The organism is Bradyrhizobium sp. STM 3843, assembly GCF_000239815.1.
Classification (GTDB): Bacteria; Pseudomonadota; Alphaproteobacteria; order Rhizobiales; family Xanthobacteraceae; genus Bradyrhizobium.
The window spans coordinates 13,331-29,777 of the sequence record NZ_CAFK01000083.1; the positions used below are offsets into that span (position 1 = coordinate 13,331).

26 protein-coding genes are annotated in these 16,447 nt (G+C 62.0%); 14 read left to right on the forward strand and 12 right to left on the reverse strand.

Annotation, left to right across the window (positions count from 1 at the left end):
- Positions 1–198: 198 nt before the first annotated feature.
- From BRAS3843_RS38850 to BRAS3843_RS11160, 6 genes are all read left to right on the forward strand, one after another.
- On the forward strand, positions 199–729 hold the full coding sequence (locus tag BRAS3843_RS38850) for a hypothetical protein (RefSeq protein ID WP_008968969.1): 531 nt from the start codon (positions 199–201) through the stop codon (positions 727–729).
- Between the two features lie 416 nt (positions 730–1,145).
- Positions 1,146–1,313: a hypothetical protein gene (locus tag BRAS3843_RS41450; RefSeq protein ID WP_008968970.1), complete on the forward strand. Its 168-nt coding sequence runs from the start codon at positions 1,146–1,148 to the stop codon at positions 1,311–1,313.
- Positions 1,314–1,318: 5 nt separating this feature from the next.
- Complete coding sequence (locus tag BRAS3843_RS11140; protein WP_008968971.1) at positions 1,319–1,522, forward strand: hypothetical protein; 204 nt, start codon at positions 1,319–1,321, stop codon at positions 1,520–1,522.
- A 10-nt stretch (positions 1,523–1,532) separates the two neighbouring features.
- Entirely contained in the window at positions 1,533–2,111 is a 579-nt protein-coding gene (locus tag BRAS3843_RS11145) for a hypothetical protein (RefSeq protein ID WP_008968972.1), read from the forward strand.
- 220 nt (positions 2,112–2,331) lie between these two features.
- Positions 2,332–2,730, forward strand: a complete 399-nt coding sequence (locus BRAS3843_RS11155; RefSeq protein WP_008968974.1) for a hypothetical protein — start codon at positions 2,332–2,334, stop codon at positions 2,728–2,730.
- Entirely contained in the window at positions 2,727–4,430 is a 1,704-nt protein-coding gene (locus BRAS3843_RS11160) for a hypothetical protein (RefSeq protein ID WP_008968975.1), read from the forward strand. The genes BRAS3843_RS11155 and BRAS3843_RS11160 overlap by 4 nt, the downstream gene beginning before the upstream one ends.
- A 16-nt stretch (positions 4,431–4,446) precedes the next feature.
- Here BRAS3843_RS11160 and BRAS3843_RS11165 read toward each other — a convergent pair whose 3' ends face one another.
- From BRAS3843_RS11165 to BRAS3843_RS41455, 6 genes are all read right to left on the reverse strand, one after another.
- Complete coding sequence (locus BRAS3843_RS11165; protein ID WP_008968976.1) at positions 4,447–4,653, reverse strand: hypothetical protein; 207 nt, start codon at positions 4,651–4,653, stop codon at positions 4,447–4,449.
- A 304-nt stretch (positions 4,654–4,957) separates the two neighbouring features.
- A complete protein-coding gene (locus tag BRAS3843_RS11170) occupies positions 4,958–5,266 on the reverse strand; it encodes a hypothetical protein (RefSeq protein ID WP_008968977.1) in 309 nt (102 codons plus the stop codon).
- A 42-nt stretch (positions 5,267–5,308) separates the two neighbouring features.
- A complete protein-coding gene (locus BRAS3843_RS11175) occupies positions 5,309–5,512 on the reverse strand; it encodes a hypothetical protein (protein WP_139024836.1) in 204 nt (67 codons plus the stop codon).
- A gap of 108 nt (positions 5,513–5,620) precedes the next feature.
- Positions 5,621–6,604, reverse strand: a complete 984-nt coding sequence (locus BRAS3843_RS11180; RefSeq protein ID WP_035981417.1) for a hypothetical protein — start codon at positions 6,602–6,604, stop codon at positions 5,621–5,623.
- A 227-nt stretch (positions 6,605–6,831) separates the two neighbouring features.
- The gene (locus BRAS3843_RS11185) at positions 6,832–7,206 is read right to left on the reverse strand and encodes a Rap1a/Tai family immunity protein (RefSeq protein WP_139024837.1); all 375 of its coding nucleotides are present in this window, start codon (positions 7,204–7,206) and stop codon (positions 6,832–6,834) included.
- A 12-nt stretch (positions 7,207–7,218) separates the two neighbouring features.
- The gene (locus BRAS3843_RS41455) at positions 7,219–7,728 is read right to left on the reverse strand and encodes a hypothetical protein (RefSeq protein ID WP_175361106.1); all 510 of its coding nucleotides are present in this window, start codon (positions 7,726–7,728) and stop codon (positions 7,219–7,221) included.
- A gap of 156 nt (positions 7,729–7,884) precedes the next feature.
- Here BRAS3843_RS41455 and BRAS3843_RS40665 point away from each other — a divergent pair, with 156 nt between their 5' ends.
- The 6 genes from BRAS3843_RS40665 (at position 7,885) to BRAS3843_RS41460 (ending at position 10,883) form a co-directional block, all read left to right on the forward strand.
- Positions 7,885–8,727, forward strand: a complete 843-nt coding sequence (locus BRAS3843_RS40665; RefSeq protein ID WP_008968982.1) for a hypothetical protein — start codon at positions 7,885–7,887, stop codon at positions 8,725–8,727.
- Positions 8,728–9,201: 474 nt separating this feature from the next.
- Complete coding sequence (locus BRAS3843_RS11200; RefSeq protein WP_008968983.1) at positions 9,202–9,714, forward strand: hypothetical protein; 513 nt, start codon at positions 9,202–9,204, stop codon at positions 9,712–9,714.
- Positions 9,711–10,124 (forward strand): hypothetical protein, encoded by a 414-nt coding sequence (locus BRAS3843_RS11205; protein ID WP_008968984.1) that lies wholly within the window; start codon positions 9,711–9,713, stop codon positions 10,122–10,124. Before BRAS3843_RS11200 ends, BRAS3843_RS11205 begins: the two co-directional genes overlap by 4 nt.
- A 3-nt stretch (positions 10,125–10,127) precedes the next feature.
- Positions 10,128–10,358: a hypothetical protein gene (locus BRAS3843_RS11210; RefSeq protein WP_008968985.1), complete on the forward strand. Its 231-nt coding sequence runs from the start codon at positions 10,128–10,130 to the stop codon at positions 10,356–10,358.
- Positions 10,355–10,534, forward strand: coding sequence for a hypothetical protein (locus BRAS3843_RS11215; protein ID WP_008968986.1), 180 nt, complete (start codon positions 10,355–10,357; stop codon positions 10,532–10,534). The genes BRAS3843_RS11210 and BRAS3843_RS11215 overlap by 4 nt, the downstream gene beginning before the upstream one ends.
- Before the next feature lie 187 nt (positions 10,535–10,721).
- Positions 10,722–10,883, forward strand: a complete 162-nt coding sequence (locus tag BRAS3843_RS41460; RefSeq protein WP_175361107.1) for a hypothetical protein — start codon at positions 10,722–10,724, stop codon at positions 10,881–10,883.
- Positions 10,884–11,575: 692 nt separating this feature from the next.
- Here the strand turns inward: BRAS3843_RS41460 and BRAS3843_RS11220 are convergent.
- The 5 genes from BRAS3843_RS11220 to csgH form a co-directional block, all read right to left on the reverse strand.
- The gene (locus BRAS3843_RS11220; RefSeq protein WP_008968989.1) at positions 11,576–11,863 is read right to left on the reverse strand and encodes a hypothetical protein; all 288 of its coding nucleotides are present in this window, start codon (positions 11,861–11,863) and stop codon (positions 11,576–11,578) included.
- Positions 11,864–12,034: 171 nt separating this feature from the next.
- The gene (locus BRAS3843_RS11225; RefSeq protein WP_035981422.1) at positions 12,035–12,913 is read right to left on the reverse strand and encodes a CsgG/HfaB family protein; all 879 of its coding nucleotides are present in this window, start codon (positions 12,911–12,913) and stop codon (positions 12,035–12,037) included.
- A gap of 38 nt (positions 12,914–12,951) precedes the next feature.
- Positions 12,952–13,263, reverse strand: coding sequence for a curli assembly protein CsgF (locus tag BRAS3843_RS11230; RefSeq protein ID WP_008968991.1), 312 nt, complete (start codon positions 13,261–13,263; stop codon positions 12,952–12,954).
- Positions 13,264–13,293: 30 nt separating this feature from the next.
- Complete coding sequence (locus tag BRAS3843_RS11235; RefSeq protein WP_008968992.1) at positions 13,294–13,776, reverse strand: hypothetical protein; 483 nt, start codon at positions 13,774–13,776, stop codon at positions 13,294–13,296.
- Positions 13,773–14,090 (reverse strand): curli-like amyloid fiber formation chaperone CsgH, encoded by a 318-nt coding sequence (gene csgH / locus BRAS3843_RS11240; protein ID WP_139024838.1) that lies wholly within the window; start codon positions 14,088–14,090, stop codon positions 13,773–13,775. Before csgH ends, BRAS3843_RS11235 begins: the two co-directional genes overlap by 4 nt.
- A 212-nt stretch (positions 14,091–14,302) precedes the next feature.
- Between csgH and BRAS3843_RS11245 the strand changes: the two genes are divergently transcribed.
- Positions 14,303–14,791: a hypothetical protein gene (locus BRAS3843_RS11245; RefSeq protein WP_008968995.1), complete on the forward strand. Its 489-nt coding sequence runs from the start codon at positions 14,303–14,305 to the stop codon at positions 14,789–14,791.
- Entirely contained in the window at positions 14,772–15,125 is a 354-nt protein-coding gene (locus BRAS3843_RS11250) for a helix-turn-helix transcriptional regulator (protein WP_050886417.1), read from the forward strand. Before BRAS3843_RS11245 ends, BRAS3843_RS11250 begins: the two co-directional genes overlap by 20 nt.
- A gap of 58 nt (positions 15,126–15,183) precedes the next feature.
- Here BRAS3843_RS11250 and BRAS3843_RS11255 read toward each other — a convergent pair whose 3' ends face one another.
- Positions 15,184–16,425 (reverse strand): hypothetical protein, encoded by a 1,242-nt coding sequence (locus BRAS3843_RS11255; RefSeq protein ID WP_008968997.1) that lies wholly within the window; start codon positions 16,423–16,425, stop codon positions 15,184–15,186.
- Positions 16,426–16,447: the final 22 nt, after the last annotated feature.

Sequence of the window (16,447 nt, forward strand, 5' to 3'; positions counted from 1 at the left end):
AGCAGCACCCTCTAACCTATTGAAATGGTTGATGCACAACAGAGCCACAGAAGCTGCACAGCAGCACAGAAGCATGGTGCAAGTAATTGATATCACTACGTGCACAGCAGCACAGCACAGCAGCATATATAAATATATCGCTGCGCCCCTGACGGGCGCGCTCAAGCCGAGCGGCTCGCTACTATCGAGGCCTCGATCATGATCGACGACAACGCCAGCAACGCAGTGCCATCTCGCCAAGCAGTCGCCGCCCAGGACCGGTCAGCACCAGGCCAAGTCACAGGCCGGTTGCGCACCGCTATTCTCGCAATGGTGTGGGAAGGCGCACGTCGGGCCCAGGCCGCCGAAAAGGCCAAAATGACGGACCATTCGCTTAGAGCCGCATTGAAGAAACCGCACGTGCTCGCCTTCATGAACGCGGAGTTACGTGTCTTAAGGGAAAGCGAGAGGCCCAAAACAATCCACCGGCTGACTGAACTGCGCGACCAGGACCGCAATGCGAACGCCGCTGTTGCGGCTTGCAAGGCCTTGGAGCAGATCAGCGACGCAGAGGCCGCGAAGCCCGGTAGCAATACACTGCCGCAAGCGCCAGGCTTAGTCGTGATCCTGAATGCAGGCCTGCCGTTTGCGCCGCAGCCGCCCACGATCGAACACGACGCGGAGGTGCCGCGGCCGCTCTCCCCTGCCCCGCTTGGGGTCACACCGCGCCCGCCGAGGCGCGATCGGTAGCAAATGCGGCAGCAGGAGCGTGCGTCGGCGCAAGAACGCAAGCATTTACAGGCACCCGCCGATGCCGTGGCACCGGTTCGTCAATCCGGTTAGGCCGGCGCGCATGTGCCCGTGCGCAAAGGCCCGGCTGCTAGCCGAGCGATCGGGAGGACCCACGCTCGACCCCCTCGGCTGATTTGGGCGCGGCCGGGCCGGGCGGGCGGGGGAAAAATCGGCGACCGATCGAGACGCTGGTAATCCAAGCGCACAACTTCTCCCCGTAATTCCTGGGGTGTCGCCATAAATTTTGCCGCCGAAAACTCTCGCCTGAAGTTTTACTACTTGGATATTCAACGGATCGTTCGATTTGCATTCACTCCGATTGCCTTCGTGCGGCCAAATCGCAGATTGTTCGGCGAGTGATTTGGAGCACGGTGATGAACTACACGAGGCAGATCATAACGCGGGTTAGCCCTCCGGAGGATGAGTTTCTCCGCGAGCGCGCGGAACGGCAGGAACAGTCTATCGCGAAGGTGATGCGCGGGCTGATCCAGGACGCGATGCAGGCCGCCCGGCAGCAGCGCAATCAGCAAGAGGTGGCGTAGCGCACATGGCCACGGCGACGCTCACGGTATCAATCAGCACCAGCTCGAACATGGGTGAGAAGCAGCACCAGGAGCGCGCAGAGCTGCGGCACTTGCTTGACCTGGTGTCACAGGCCGTCGGTGACGGCAAGTCGACCAGCGGCACCATTCGCAATCGCTCCGGCCAATCGGCCGGCACATGGACCTATACGCCGGGCGCGGCGAACTGAGGAGCAATCGATGTTCAATCCGGAAGCTGCTGGCCTCTCCTCCGAACTTGGCGAGCTCGAGCGACTGCAGAACTTCATCCGGCTTATTCTCGACGCCAAGGCGTGCGGGAAGCGCTGTGAGGAACTGACCGCGCTTACGGTGCAGGCGATCGAAGCGAAGGCCGCGGCCGCGCAGGCGGAAACCTCGCTGGCAGCGGCGAAAGCCGAACAGGATGCCGCGATAGACAAGCGGTGGCTTGAGGTCAGGCAGTATCACGAGACCGTGCTGGCGAAGGACCGTGACGCTGACCAGAAACTTTCGCGCGCCAAGGAGGTGTCTGCCCAGGTGTGGCAGTTGGATGAGAACATGAGGCGGGCCGTGATGAGGTATTCAGGCTGGCTGCATAACGATGCGTTGCAGTCGCTGCCGACCTGGGATGACCTCGATCGCAGCGTTCTCGGTGTACGCGACGCGCACTACGACGACGACTCCGCGATGGCCGTTGCGGACGAGACCGAAAACGTGCCGTCGCCGAACCGCATCCCCGGCTCGACGCTTACCCACGAGAGGCCGCTCCGCACGATGCGCGCACCTCTACAATCTGCATGAGGGAGAGTTGATAGATGAGCGCATCGCCTCCGCCGGACGTCGCTGTGGCCGCGCAGAAGGTTCAGTCGTGGCTCGACTCTCAGCAGCGAGCCTTGACGCCCGACGAGATCGCAAATCTGTCGCCGGCTGACCGTCTCGAATACACCCGGGCCCGCTCGCAGCAAACGTCGATGCCCGCGTGGAAAGACCCGCGCGCAACGAAATGATCGCGATTTAGCCAATGACGCCGCTTGCCGAAGTCAAATCGTACGAAGATCTGATTGTCGCGTTGCGCCAGCGGCAGGGCGAGCTCGATATCAGCTACGAGACCATTGACGCGGTCGCGGGCTGGGCCGAGAGGTACGCTGCCAAGGTGATGACGCAGACCGAGCCGCGCTCCAACAGCTGCGGCGATGGTACGCGCGACGCACGAGGTGCGGTCAGGCGGCTGGGTATGCAGAGCCTCGGGCTGCTCTTGCGGGCACTGTCCTGCAAATTGATTCTAGTCGAGGATCCGGAAGCACTGGCGCGAAATCGATCGCGTTACGTGCCGCGCGATGAGGCGCATGTCATATCAGCGCGGGGCCGCTGGCAATCTGCGCGTCGCACCGATCAGCTCGCAGAGCAGGCCAGCCCATGAGCGTGCGCCGCTTTCTCCTCGCCGCACTTCTCGCGCTGTCTGCCGTCCCGGCGTTCGGACAAGCTCCCGCGCCGGTGCCCGCTCTGCCGGATACCGAGCGCCGAACGACCTATTCGATATCGGGATCGAATTGCTCCTGTAACGTCGGCTTTGCCATCTTCGGCGACAGCACGGACTATCAGGACTGGATCGAGGTCTGGCTGAACGGCGTCAGGGTCAACTATAACGACTCGACATTCGGCTGGACGATTACGAGCCCGAGTGGCGGCTTGGCCACGATCGTGCGCCCGATCACCGACGCTGTGCTGACTTTCACCAATGTGCAGACCGGCACGGTGCAAATTGTCGGAGCACGGCGCCCGCGGCGATCGACCCAATTTCAGGAAAGCCGCGGCGTCGCCGCGCGCGATCTGAACCTGGTTCTGACCGACATTATCGCGCAGAGCCGCGAGACCTGGGACAAGCTCAACGATATGACCGGGCGCGCGATCGCCGGCGTACCCGGAGAGTCTCTTGCCCCCTTGCCGCCGGCCAGCACGCGGGCGGGCCAACTGGGTTGTTTCGATAACACCGGCGCACCGACGACATGTCCCGTACCGGCGGGCACGACGGCGCTGCTGCCCGGCGCCGGCGTTTCGCTCGCAGGATCGAACCCGACCACGCTGGCGACCAATCTGCAGGCCGGCCCGGGCATCTCGTTCAGCGGTACCAATCCGGTCACCATCTCTGCCAGCGTGGCGCAACTGCCAGGCGGTCGCCTGACGGTCTCCAGCGGCGTGCCGGTCATGGTGACGGCCGCGAACAATCAGACCACGATCTACTACGCGCCATACGTCAGCAGGCTTGTTCCGATCTACAATGGAACGAACGTTCAATCCTATCAGTTCACGTCGTCGTCGAGCGATACGGTAGGCCTGTCGGTTACTCTCGGATCGAATTGGATCGCAAACACGAACTATGACTGGTTCGTGGGATTGAACGGTGGCAATCCAGTCTTGTGCAGCGGTCCGGCTTGGGGCAGCTTGACCGCCCGCGGCTCTGGCGCCGGCACATCGCAGCTCGCGACGTTCAACGGCTTCCAGACGAACGCCGTGTCGATGACCTGCCGATATGGCAACACCACGACGATCACGTGCGGCGTCAACCAGTGCACCTATGTCGGGACGGCGCTGACTGATCTATCAAACTCCGGGCAGATTAGTTGGACCCCTGGCTCATCGGCTGCGGGCGGTGGCACAGCGCGGCTCTCGGTCTGGAACGAGTACAACCGCGTCAGTAGCCGAGCGCAGGTGCAAAATAGCGTCAACTGTCCGGGAGGATATTCGGGCTCGACCGTCCGGCAATTCTGCAACAGCGCGCAGTTCAGCGTGGTGTTCGTCTCCGGGCGGCAGACCGATGACCTGTTCACCGCGTCATATACGCAAAATCTGCAGCTGGCCGCGGTCGCCGGAGCGCTGTTCTACGTCGGGCTGGGCATCGATACGAGCAGTACCATGGATCATGGAACGGTGGCTTGGAATCCGGTAGGCGCTGTGGTTTTCGCCATTCCAACCGCAACCGGCAGCTACCCTGCGCAGCTCGGGACGCATGTCATCAACGGGCTGGAAGCCAGCGACGGAAGCCACGCTAGCATGCAGCTTGGCGGCCTGAACGGCAACGGCGCCCCACAGTCGGTACTCGAATTCAGCATGATGATGTGAGGACGCTAGACCGGCCTTAATCGCGCAGATGCTCGCGCATCTCGGCGAACATGCGTCGGACGTCGTCGAGGCGCAGCTTGCCGCGCCAATGGTCCTGCAGCCTTCGCAGCTGCACGACCGCTATCTCGTCGCGCTTCATCGGGTCGGGTTCGGCGAAATAGGCCTGCATCGCGCTGACGAACGCGCGGGCGGCGTCCGGCGGCAGCTCCGGCAGCTTGGCCATCAATCGTCGTCCCGCTCGGTCTCGGTGGTCAGGATCGGATCGGCCTCCAGATCGCGCGCTTCCTCGATCTCGAAGCCAGGCGGAAGATCTGGGAATGTGTCCACGTCGGCCCGATTGCAAATCGGGCACGGGTCGCCCGGCGCGCCGCAGTCGCAAGCATTTGGGCCGCTGCCCCATGGTCGGTCGGGGTGCGCCTCGCATACCCATCTTGCACCGCCGCAACGCAGACAGAGTTTCATGAGGATTCGAGTCCTGCCCCGCGGATTGGTTCCGGCAAACGATCAACGGGATTGAGCGCTTGATCTCAGCGCCCGTAGCCCCGCGCGCGGACAGCTTCCTTCTCAGCGAAGGCTTTGGCCAGACGCTCTGGCCCGATGAGCGCCGTGAACTGGTCCCAGCCGTCTCGGAACGCTGCCTTCGCTTCCTCGAGGCTCCTGGCATCGCCGCTCGGCGCGCGTGGATTCGGCAGGTTCACAGCCCACAGCCAGCCGCCGCCATGGCCGCGACATATACGACCGATCGGCCGGTCCTGCTCATCGATGACGGCATAGTCGTCCGGTCGGGTTTGCCCTCCGATGACGCAGAGACGCAATCGCCAGCCGTTCTGGATCACAGAATAGCCCCCCGCGTCTTTCTGCCTGGGGGCGGAGGCGGCTTACCAGCGACCAGGCATCCGACCTGTCATTGGAGCGCGCCTCGGACGCATCATCTCGATGCGCTTCATCTGCAGTTCCTGAAGCAACTGCTCGTCGCTGGCTGAAGCGTGTCCAGCCGCCATCTTCCGGATCAAAGCTTCGATCTGCTTGACCAGTTCGGCTTCGGGCGTCTCGGCGAAGTGCAGTGGTGCAAGATCAGCCATGCTCATATGTTCGCCCTTTTGGATGAATGAAACCTTAATGCCGTCTCCTCCGGACCAGTTCCTTGATTTTCCTCAATAATTTTTCACGGAACTGGCCAGATCTTTCATTTAGCCCTTCGCCGCAGCCGACGCAACCTCGCCCGGGCGCCGCCCCCGAGCTTCCGCCGCCTTCGCGGCCAGCGCGGACATCGCCGCTATGGCCCTCGCAGGTTCTGTCGTCGCAACCCCGCGGGACGGTTCAGGGGAAAAATGGTCAGGCTGGTCCGATGTGGCTACTGCCACCCCCCAAGGCTTCGGATTATTGCCAATGCTGATGGGTACCGCGACCATCGATGCGTAGCGGACCTTGTCGTATTCGCGCCCCAAGGTCTTTAGACCAAACATCGGCGCGACATCGGGCGACGACATGTCCTTTATGATGATCTCTTTATTCATCGAATAGGCAATGCCTGCCACTCCGACACCTTCTGGCCACGCGCGCGCCTGTGCTATGTCACATTGGATTTTTCGCAGGTGAGCAACACATCGTAGAACCACTCTACCTGATTCCGGAACCGCCATAAAGACACAGATTGTCCAAGTGTCCGTGATCGAAAAATCGAAGGCGCCTAGCAGAGAATTGCTTGCTGCTGATAGACAAGTCTGGATGATAGTAGTTGCCGAAGCATCATCAAGATCGAGGGACTGCTCGATCGCTCCACGCATCACGTCCATGGAGCTGTACAAATGCAATCCCCTCGTGATCGCATTTTCGTAGTCACTGTCGGCAAGTATTTCGTTTAGCTCTAACTCACGCGCGTGCACGGCATCGAGAGCTTTGCTCGCGGTGATCAGCGCATGCGACGCATCATTTTCTTTCAGTGCATCAAACATGCTACCCAAGGCAACGAGCACGGCTCCCGCGAGCCCTACGATCGTCCAAGCAGAAATTTCTTTGTTAGCGTGAGCGATATCGATCGACAGAGCGACCGCAGCGGCGGCAGCTCCACCAATCGTCAGTACGACTTTAATGAATCTCGCTAAACGAATAAGTGTTGCCGCATAGGCTGAAAACGCCGAAGCCAGCTCCGTTCGAAGCGTTGGCCAATCCATCAATACCTCCCGCTCTTTGAACTCCCCTTATCATAATACTACTAGCAGAATCATTACCTCTGGTTGCGCAACCTAGCCGGCCGACACACAAGCCTGCAAGCCTCGGCGCGAACTATGCTGCTGATGGCGACCTCGCTCGCGCGTGGGCGCAACTGGGGACCGCCGTGTCGCCGGGTGAAATTGGGCAGCTCAGAATTCTGAGCTCCGTATGCGCCGATGCGAAACATCTAAGGCCGCTTCCCTGCAGGGCACGGGAATGTTTCTCTCAGCGCGCTTAAAAGGACCAGACCGAACGGACGCTTTGCATGTTCCGGATGATCCGTTACGTATTGCCGGAGGATCTGGACATTCTGCTGCGGCGCCAACGCAAGACTGTCGGGCATGCAATAGAGCTTTACCCCGCCCTCGACCTCGATAGCCGCATTTGCCCAGCTCATGCCGTTCTCGTTTGCTCCGAGCATCTTCTCGTAGAAGTCCTGCATAGGCACGCCGTACTTGTCATAATTGTCGAGGAAGGTGCGAGCGCTCATTTCTGCTAGCGCAGGCCCACATCCAGCGGCTAACAAACACAATGCGCCAACAACTGGCTTTTTGCCGAGCATCGCCGAGGGATCCTAGAAACACGTCGTCGTGTTGCCCATACGATTGCAAGTGACAGACCGAGGCGCCATCCAAGCAGCCGTTGCCTGAGATTGTGCCGCAGCAGCAGCTGACTCTTGCGCCGCCGCTGCAGATTCTTGCGCCACGACGGATCGGTTGCCGAGCTCTCGCCTCTGTGCTTCGGACATAATCTCTGAATTGGTCTGAGCTATTTGAAGGTCTGCCTGCGCCCGAGTGATTTTCTTGGCATCGAGTTCTTCGGCGATAACTGCGACCGTGGCCCAGCTCTTATCGAAGAGATCCGGATACGGGACATAGGGTCTCATGATCTTCGCCGCCTCATACAGGCATTTGTTGCGGGCAACGAAATCCTTGTTTTCATCTGGAAATTGGGCTCGGCACGTTGCCGTTGCTTGATCTTTGGCTGCAGTCGCTGCCGCCATCTGTTCCCGGTGCTGCTGTTGAACCACCAGGCCGCAGCTGCACAGCAACAAGCCAAGCAAAACGACGGCGAACACGCGCATGACCCCCAGCCCCCCCAAGTCCCTCCGCAGATCGTTCCGCAACCTTGGCGCGAGCGCAAGCAAGAATGATGGGGGATTGGCACCTATCTGCCATTGACCCGCCGCGACTCAGGCGCCCGCTGCCGCCGCGCAATCCATGCGCGATGGAGCGGTTCAATGCCACAGCCGGGACTGTCGGACGCGAAGGCGGCTCGCATGCTCGAAGGCTTTCGAGCTGGCCACACGATGCGACCCTACAACGTCAAACAAGCGGTCTTCAGAGACTATTGCGATGCTCATCCCGAATACGCAAAGGTCGCGCAACCACTTCTCCAGGCAAACTACAAAGCTGCAAATGCGAGAAAAGGAGAGCGCCACCGAAGCATGACGCATTGCAGGCACGGGCATTCGCTCGCGGATGCCTGGGTGACGTACCAGAATGGCTACAGTAAGCGCGACTGTCGGACGTGCTGGCTCCTTCGCTCACGCCGCGGCGGAGTGATGAAACCGGAGACGTTTCGGAAGGTCGAGCAGGCGTTGATCAACGGCGCACCAATTGGCCAGATCACGCACGGCCATCCCATGGGAGGACGCCCCAAAGATCTATCTCTCAAGCTGGTCGATGCCATGACGTTCGCTCGGAAACGCCGCGAGGATCCGGTATTCGATGCGCTGGTCAGGGAGAAAATCGCGCTCTCGCGAGCTCGGGGCCGTCAGTTCGCATTGGTCCATAGGCGCACACGGATCATCAGAGCCCAAAACGATACGTTCTCAGTCTTGAGAGCTGTCGTACCGATGTCATTGCCGCGCGACGTAAGAGACGACGTCATCGGAGCTTTGAGTGTCGCGATGCTCGAGCAGCATTGGAACGAAGAGCAAGTTCGGCAAAATGTTCGAGCCTTCATCAACGCGCACTATCGGCAGTTCACCAAGTTCGGACCGATCTCGCTCGACCTACCGCTGTTTGATGGAAGCTCCGCCACGCTTAAGGACACCATTGTCCGCGGTCTCTGGGACTGAATCACATAGGTGATTTTGGGTGTGAGCGAAGGCTGGCATGCTGCGACGGCCGTCGCTTGAACCCGGTGCTCGGCCTGACCGTCGCCTCGATCCCTCGCCCCCAGCGCCGCGAGGCGGCGGTCTGCGCGCGCCGAAGCGCGCCCGCGCAAGCGGGGATGTTGTTAATTGACGGGTAACCGCAAATCGCTGATGATAGCTCTGGGCTTGAACACCCGGACCAGAGCTAGGCCGCATTCCCTTGGTCAAGGACTCGCTCGTTTGGCGACGAGTGATCGCGGCTGAAATGACGGACGCAGTTGGCGCTGCGGCTCCGAATGGCCTTCCTTTAGGCCAGGATCGGGCGCCATGTCCAGTGGGGGAAACCCCTAAAAACGTCCCGGCGAGTCGCTCTGGCTCGTGTTCAAATCCTGGCTGTGCCGGCCATCCCGGCGCATGGGCCCTTGAACAGGCTCCCTTCAAACAGAGCAAACCCAAATGACCGAACGTTATCCCATGTTGCCACCTGCGGCGGACATGCTTCGACGCCTGCCTGATGACTCTGCCGAGCCCGCCGAGGGGCTATCCCGCCGGATGGCTCTTGCCGGCCTGGCCGTCCTGCCGATCGCCCCACCGGCCTGCGCCGCTCTGGCTGATCCCGCTTTCGGCCTGATCGCGGCAAAGCGTGCCGCTGACGCTGCCCATGGCGTCACGATCGATGCGGAGGACGAGGCAGGCTACCGATATGGCTGTCGCTCGGATGAGGCCATCGAGGCGGCGTTGCAAGCCGAAGCGGCGGCCCATCTCGTCAACCGTGTTGCCTGGAGGCTGGCGAGGACACAGCCGACCACGCTTGTCGGCATTGCCGCCGTGCTCCGCTTCGCGAACCAGATCGAGGATGACGGCCTAGAATGGCCCAGCACGGATACTGTCGGGCCCGCGGGCTGGCACTACCAGCTGCGCGCGACCATGGCCGCGGCCCTTGAGGCGATCATCCGGAGGGCAGCATGAGCACGGTTATCGATTTTAAGGCCGCCGCCGCCCGCCGTGCTTCACCGGTCAGGCCTGCGGAGGTCTTGAGCCCTGCCGAGTTCGAGGCGTTGCCGTTGGAGTTGCGCGAGATGGCAATTGCATTGATCGATGAGCGGTTGCCGGGCTGGCGATCTCGGCGACGCAAGCAGCACGGCCCGAGCATGCACACGTTCCTGTTTCGCAGCTATGATCTGATCGTGGGATCGACCGAAGCGGACTTGGCGCGTGACGTCCGCGCGGACCTCGACAAGGCCCAGTCCAAGCTCAAGCGCATTCGCCGCCAGATCCAGCGAGATCGAGAGTGGGCAGCTGCGCGGGCAGAGCTGCTAACGCTCGCCGACGCGAAGCTGAGCGCCGCGATCGAAGCAGCCCTGCGGTCGGAGGGCTGAACCATGCATCCAAAACAAAAGGCCGAGCGAGCAGAGTTCAAGCGCGAATTGCGAGCCCGCATCCAGTTGCTGGCCGCGGAGCGCGGCTTGCCGGAATCCGAGACGAAGCCGGTCCTCTCCAGGCTCAGGACTTACGAGGTGATCAAGTTCTGTAGACGTCACCGCGTGAACTACGACTGGCTGCTCTCCGGATCGATCAAGGGGCTCCTCGAGATGGCGAGGAGCAGGCCATGAACCGCAGCAGCCCAGATCCAAGGCCGGCCGCTGCGGCGCCGGCGCAGGCCGCGCGCGAGCTCGCGCAGCTGCTCCGGGAAGTCGCCAGCCTCGACGATGCGGCGGCGCTGATCGAGGCCTTCGCGCGCGCCCAGGCGATCGAGGCCGTCGGCCGCTATCAGGAGCGCATGCCATGAAGCGCCGTCGGCGAGCTCACCGGAAGCGGGACCGGCAGCGCCTGATGACGCACAGGCGGCGCCTCAAGCGCTAGGTCCGGCTACAGCATAAGGCGCGGGACCGAAATGCCCCGCGCCGCCATGACTTTCCTAGGTGAATGCGTGCGCCGGGGTCTTTCGATACTCGTCGCTCATGCGGTCAGAAGAGATGAAAGCCAAAGCGAGAGAATGCGCGGAGCTGGCCGCCAAAGCCGAACCAATGACACGGATGTTCTACGAACAGGCCGCCCAACAATGGCTTGCGATGGCTGAGCAGATGGGGTTCCTGGAACAGGAGTCTGTGTACCGGATTATTCGGAACCGGAAGTGAGCGCGGTCTCGCGCTCGCGAGTTCAAACCGCACCCAGCTGCGGACCGGCTGATCACCATGCCTCGCGGGAGATCTGGTCGAGGCTCTCGGCATCGGTCGCATCGCGATATATCCAGCGGCCGTCGGGCCCGCGCTTGCGCATCTGCAACGGCCCCCTCTTCCAGAGCCGGACGACCGGCTCCCAATGTTGCGGTTTGTCGATCCCGATGAACCTGCGCCATGATGCCAGCGCCCTCCGCCACCTTCTCGCGAAATCCATTCCACGCCCCGCTTGCTACCGAGTTTGCTACCCGACTAGTAGGGAGCGACCGGTAGTAAGAAGGACGAACCACGGCGAAGCGGCTGGAAATATCCAACTAATTCAGGCTTGTAGGGGTGAACCGAGATCAACCAAGGCGCCGATTTCAGAATTTCAAGACCGGTGCCTTAAACCACTCGGCCACCCTTCCAGCACATCGGCATCAGCCTGCTTCGGCATCGCCCTGCCCAGCCGTCAATTTGAAGCATCAAGCTGAGGCATTGTCGCCCCTTGGCGGCGTATGACAGCCCAGAACGGGCGCCAAGGCGACCCGCCTCTTTAGGGTGATCCGGGGCGAATCGTCAACAAGGCTGATGGCGCGTCGATTGTCCGGATTGGACCCCGCAGAGAAGCCGCGGAACAGAGCGAATGCCGCGCGCAGGCCTGGTTGCGATTATCGCGACGGCCGGGCCTGCTGGGTCGCGGTATAGCAGGCCTGCGACGATGAGGCGTTCTGGGCGTTGCAGGTCTCGGGCGCGGTCGGCGCGGCGGCCGCGGCATTCGACGGGGCCGATGCTTCCGGCGGCGGCTTGGTCATCACGGACGTACCCGGTGCGACGTTGCCGTGGGACTGCTGAATGTAGACCTCGGAGCCGGCGATCGCTGCGGTCGCGCCCAGCGCGCCAAGGGCGAACGCAGCGAACAAGGCAAGCGTTGTCGGTCTGGCGCGACTTTCGATCATCGGATGATACCCGTTCGGCTTCTCGGCTCTGCTGACACGCAGCCATCAAACTGATGCTGGACACAGATCATGGTTCCGCGCGTTTTCCAAGATGGCACCGGCAAATGAGGCAGGCGCATGAGAGCCGCTCCGTATGCGCAGGACCACCCTGCCCGCCCGCGTTCCGTAGCCCTAGCTCTTCGGGACGTCCGGCTTGATCGCCGCCGCCTCCTGCTGCTTCTCGAGCTCGCGCATGAAGGCCTCGCCGGCCGCGCGATCCTTGAACTCCCAGAGATGGTTCTTCACGCCTTCGAAGATCAGGGCATAGACCGCGAGCTGAACGCCCTCGCGCACGCCAAGCGTCGCCGGCGAGTTCTTGGTGAAGCCAAGCTCGGCCTGCAGCAGCTGATCGATCGCGGCGAACTGGAAAGCTGCGCTGTGGACCTGGACCGAATAGATCGTCTTGGTGGTGGTCACGCTCGCCAGCACGCGCCCGGTCTGAACGCTGACGGCGCGCAGCGCCACCGTGATGATGTCCTGGCGATACTGGGTGTCGGCACCGATGCCGAGATAGTTGGCGCCGATGCCGCCGGTGGTCTCGTCGCTGTCGTAGCCGATGATGCCGCCTTCCAGCAGGATGCCGGCAAATCGCAACGGCGGCAGGCTCGGCGCCTTGTCGCCTTCCGCGGCCGTGCGGGTGTTCTGGATGATCTGCCGTTCCTGCAGCAGCGGTTGCAGATCGTTGCGCTCAACGACGTTGAACCAGTCGCCGTGACCCGCCTTGGTCAGCACATCGATCAGCACCGCACTGGCACCTTGCGTCAAGGCGCGAGAGAATTCCGCGAAATTGTCGTTCGGCTTGTTCTGCCCGGTCAGGTCGGGAAAGTTGTAGACGGAGACGTCGAGCTTGCGGCGCGGGGGCGGCAGGTGATCGAGCACGATTCCGGTCTTGGTGTCGGGCACCAGTTTCGCGGGCTTCGCGAACGGGTCCTTGGCCGAGCCGGTCATGCATCCGGCCAAGCTGAGAGAGAGCATCGCAATGGCCGCGATGCTTCGAAAATGTCTGTTCATGACGTGAGATCCGGCGCCGGCTCGGCGATGTCAGCGTGTCAGGGAACGAGGGAGCGCACCGCGCTTGTGGGCGCTGGCGATGAGCCGGACGGTGTGGGGTTGACGATGATGGCAGGCCCGTTGAGATTGCTCAACGCGTTGTTCAGACCCGACAGATCGGGACCCTGCGAGCCAGACTTGACGCCCTCGCCTTGCGCCTGTGCCTGCGACAACAGGAACGAGCCATTCAGCGGGCTGCCGCCGAAGGTCGGGTTCACCGGGTGATAGACGATCTCAGAGGCGACCGCGGCTGCTCCCGCCGCGGCGTAGGCGGATGCAATCGCGAATAAGGCCAGGCCGAACTTACGCATGTTACAGATCTCGATTTGGAAGTTGAGAGGTCATCGCTTGATCAACAGACTTCCGTTTGGAAGCCGGGCAATCAGCATGTTGATCGGCGCAGACCCGGGCGGCTGGAGCACCGCGATGTTCAAGCCCTGCGTGTTGATCAGGTTCAGGTTGGAATAGTCGCGGCCGCCCTGAAGCACGGAGACATCGTTGTCGGTTCCGCCAATGGTACCGACATGGGAATAGTTGTTGCCGCCGGTCTGTAGTTGCAGCACGCGGTTGTAGCTGCCGATCTGCAAGGTTTGCGCGATGTTGTTGCTGCGCGAGGATTGCGTCGCTTCCGGCGTCGGCACATAGGCCGTCTGCCGGGGCGCATAGTTGGCGACCGGCATAAGTTGGGCAGGCTGGGACGCGGACGTCGAAACCGTGACACCTGCTTTGCCATTCACCTGCGCGATATAGGCGGACTCTGCGTGCGCTGAAGCGCTGACCGCCAAAGCGAGGCCGGTGGCACCGATCGCGGCGATTTGTTTCATGGCGCGGTGCACGTCTGTCTCCCATGGTCCGAATCCAACATGAGCTCGGCGCGATAATGACCAGCGGCCGAGCCATCCAGCACGATCGTCGTGAGCACCTGCTCCTGCCCGGCTTGCAGCACGAAGCTGCCGCTCTGCGTGTTGCTGGAGCGCCCAGTATCGCTCTGCTTGTCGACCAGGAAACGATAACGGCCGCTGGCGGGGCTGACGGATCGGGCAACCGCCTCGATCTTCACGTAGCCGGACTGCGGAGCCGTCCGTATTGCGCATTCGATCGCCGTGGCTGCAGTCGGCTGCATCGGGCTGTTACTCACCTGTCACTCGCTCAAATTTGCCGCACATACGGCAATTTTGCGGGGACCGTATCGGTCGTTCTTTGCTGTTTTGCGACAATCTGTAAAATCGCAGTCGGCCTGGGATCCGACCGGGCGCGGCCGTGATCCCCCTGCAACATGGTGAGCTGATCGCGTACACTGCAGGCTCGTGCTTCTTGCGCATCGTCATTCGACCAGTGATTGCTACTCGCATGCCTACTATCTCAGGCCTTGTCGCGAACGGAGCGATCGTTCGGATCGAGGTCGAACTCGGCCCGCACGAACAGCCGCTGCGCCTGCTCTATGGGACGCCGCAATTCGTCACCTGGCTGCAGGAGATCCTTGCAGGCGCATCGCCGCCATCACGGCTGCTCGGCCATCTGGCGCCCGCGCAGCAGATCGATGATCTGTTCTATTCGTTCTTGAGCGGCGCGCCGCTGGTCTTTAACAGACAGTTTCGTGCCGTCCGTGCCGAGGACAATGCGGTGTGGGAGCTGAAGACGCCCGATATCCGCATCTTCGGCTGGTTCATGGCGAAAGACTGCTTCGTCGCGGTGTTCGGAAATTGGGCTGACATCATCAAGGATCATGATCTCTATCGCGGCTACCGGATCGCAATCCGGCGGCTGCGCCGCGAGCTTGGGATTGGTGAGACGTTGTGTGTGAAGGGGGATGCGCCGGATGACGTTCTTTCGATTTGATATCGACGCGCGCGCACGCAAGGCCGGCCGGCTGATGGGACGGGTGCGTCGCGAGCTGCTCAAGGCGATCATGGAGGAAAGGCGTGCAGGCCTGACGCAGCAGCAATTGGCGCAGCGCCTGCAGACGCGCCGCGCGCTCGTCAATCAAAAGCTGTCTGGTGAAGCGGAGATCACCTTGCGCGAGCTCGCCGACCTCGCCTGGGCGCTCGATCGCGAGATCTGCGTCGAACTGCGCCGGCCGGACCAGATGGCCGGCGACAACATCGCCCCGCGCACATCGACGATCGGCTATCAGCCGGCACGGATCATCGCCCCGAAGCGATCCGCTGATTAGTCCGTCGGAGTACGAAGCAATGCAGGCGGAGGGGAATGCCCGCCGCCTGCAAGCGCGGTTACTTCTGAACGACCGTCGCTGTGTTGTGGATGCCGTATTGGGCGGTGAACGACGTGTTGGTCACGTTGGCGCCGGTGGCCTGCACCAGCTGGATCGCGTTGCCCTGGCCGACCTGCATCGAGACCTGGTTGTTGTTGCCGGCGGTGGCCTGCTGGCCGACGCTTTGCGCGGCATTGACCACGTTGGAGCCGCCGACCTGGGAGATCAGCGAGTTGTTGTTGCCGAGCGCGAGCGGAACGGCGACCGACTGGCTGACGGTCGCGAGGTTCTTCGATCCGCGCTGCGAGGTCAGTGCGTTGTTGCTGGCATTGCCCGTACCGAAGGTCTGTGTGCTCTGCTCGATGCTCGCAGCGTTCTTGGTGCCACGCTGGAACAGCGCCTGGGTGTTGGCGCCATTGGCCTGCTCCACCTCTGCGACGTTCTTGGCGCCGCTTTGGCCGATGATCGAGGCGTTGGTGAAATTCGCGCGCTGCTCCTCCGGTGTATCGCCGAAGCTGCCGGCGGCGCCGCCGCCCTGCTTGGTCGATGCCAGGTTATCATTGCCGAACTGAACCGTGGCAGCGGTGTTCCGGACGCCTTCGCCCTTGCGGCCGACCGAGGTCTGTTCCGTCGCGACCTCGTTGCGGTTGCCCACCTGCAACGACATCGACGCATTGCTGTGGCCCGGCTGGAATTCACCGTCCGCGTTACCGTCTGCGCTCTTCTGCGAAACTGCGGCCTGGTTCTCCTTGCCGAACTGCTTGGTCTCGGCGTTGTTGGCGCCACCGACCGGGCTCGCTGACGGCGAGGTCACGCTCGAATTCGACTGGATGACCTCCGACACGTTCATGTCGCCGACCTGCAACGTGCCCTGATTGTTCTTGCCGCCCTCCTGCTTGGCGAGCGCGGTGTTCTGGCGGCCATATTGAGCGCTGAACGAGTTGTTCCGGAAGCGCACATCCGTTGCGTCCGCATTGGGCGCGGTGTTGGTCTGGAGCGTGGAGGCGAAGTTGTCCTTCCCAACTTGGACATTGCCCGAGTTGTTCTGGCCGCGGGCGAGCTTGTTCACCTGGCTGGTGAGCACCCTGTTGTCCTGGCCCGTCTGAGAGGTGGCTTGGTTGTTGTTGCCGTTCTTCTGGTTGATCGTCGCCTCGTTATAAGCCCCGACCTGCTCGATGAAGGATTCGTTGCTGCGCGCGCCTGCGGCATTCGCGGCCGAAACGCTGGCGAGGATGAGTGCCAAGGCAGTCATCGTTCTCATGAAAATGGTCCTTGCGTTGTCC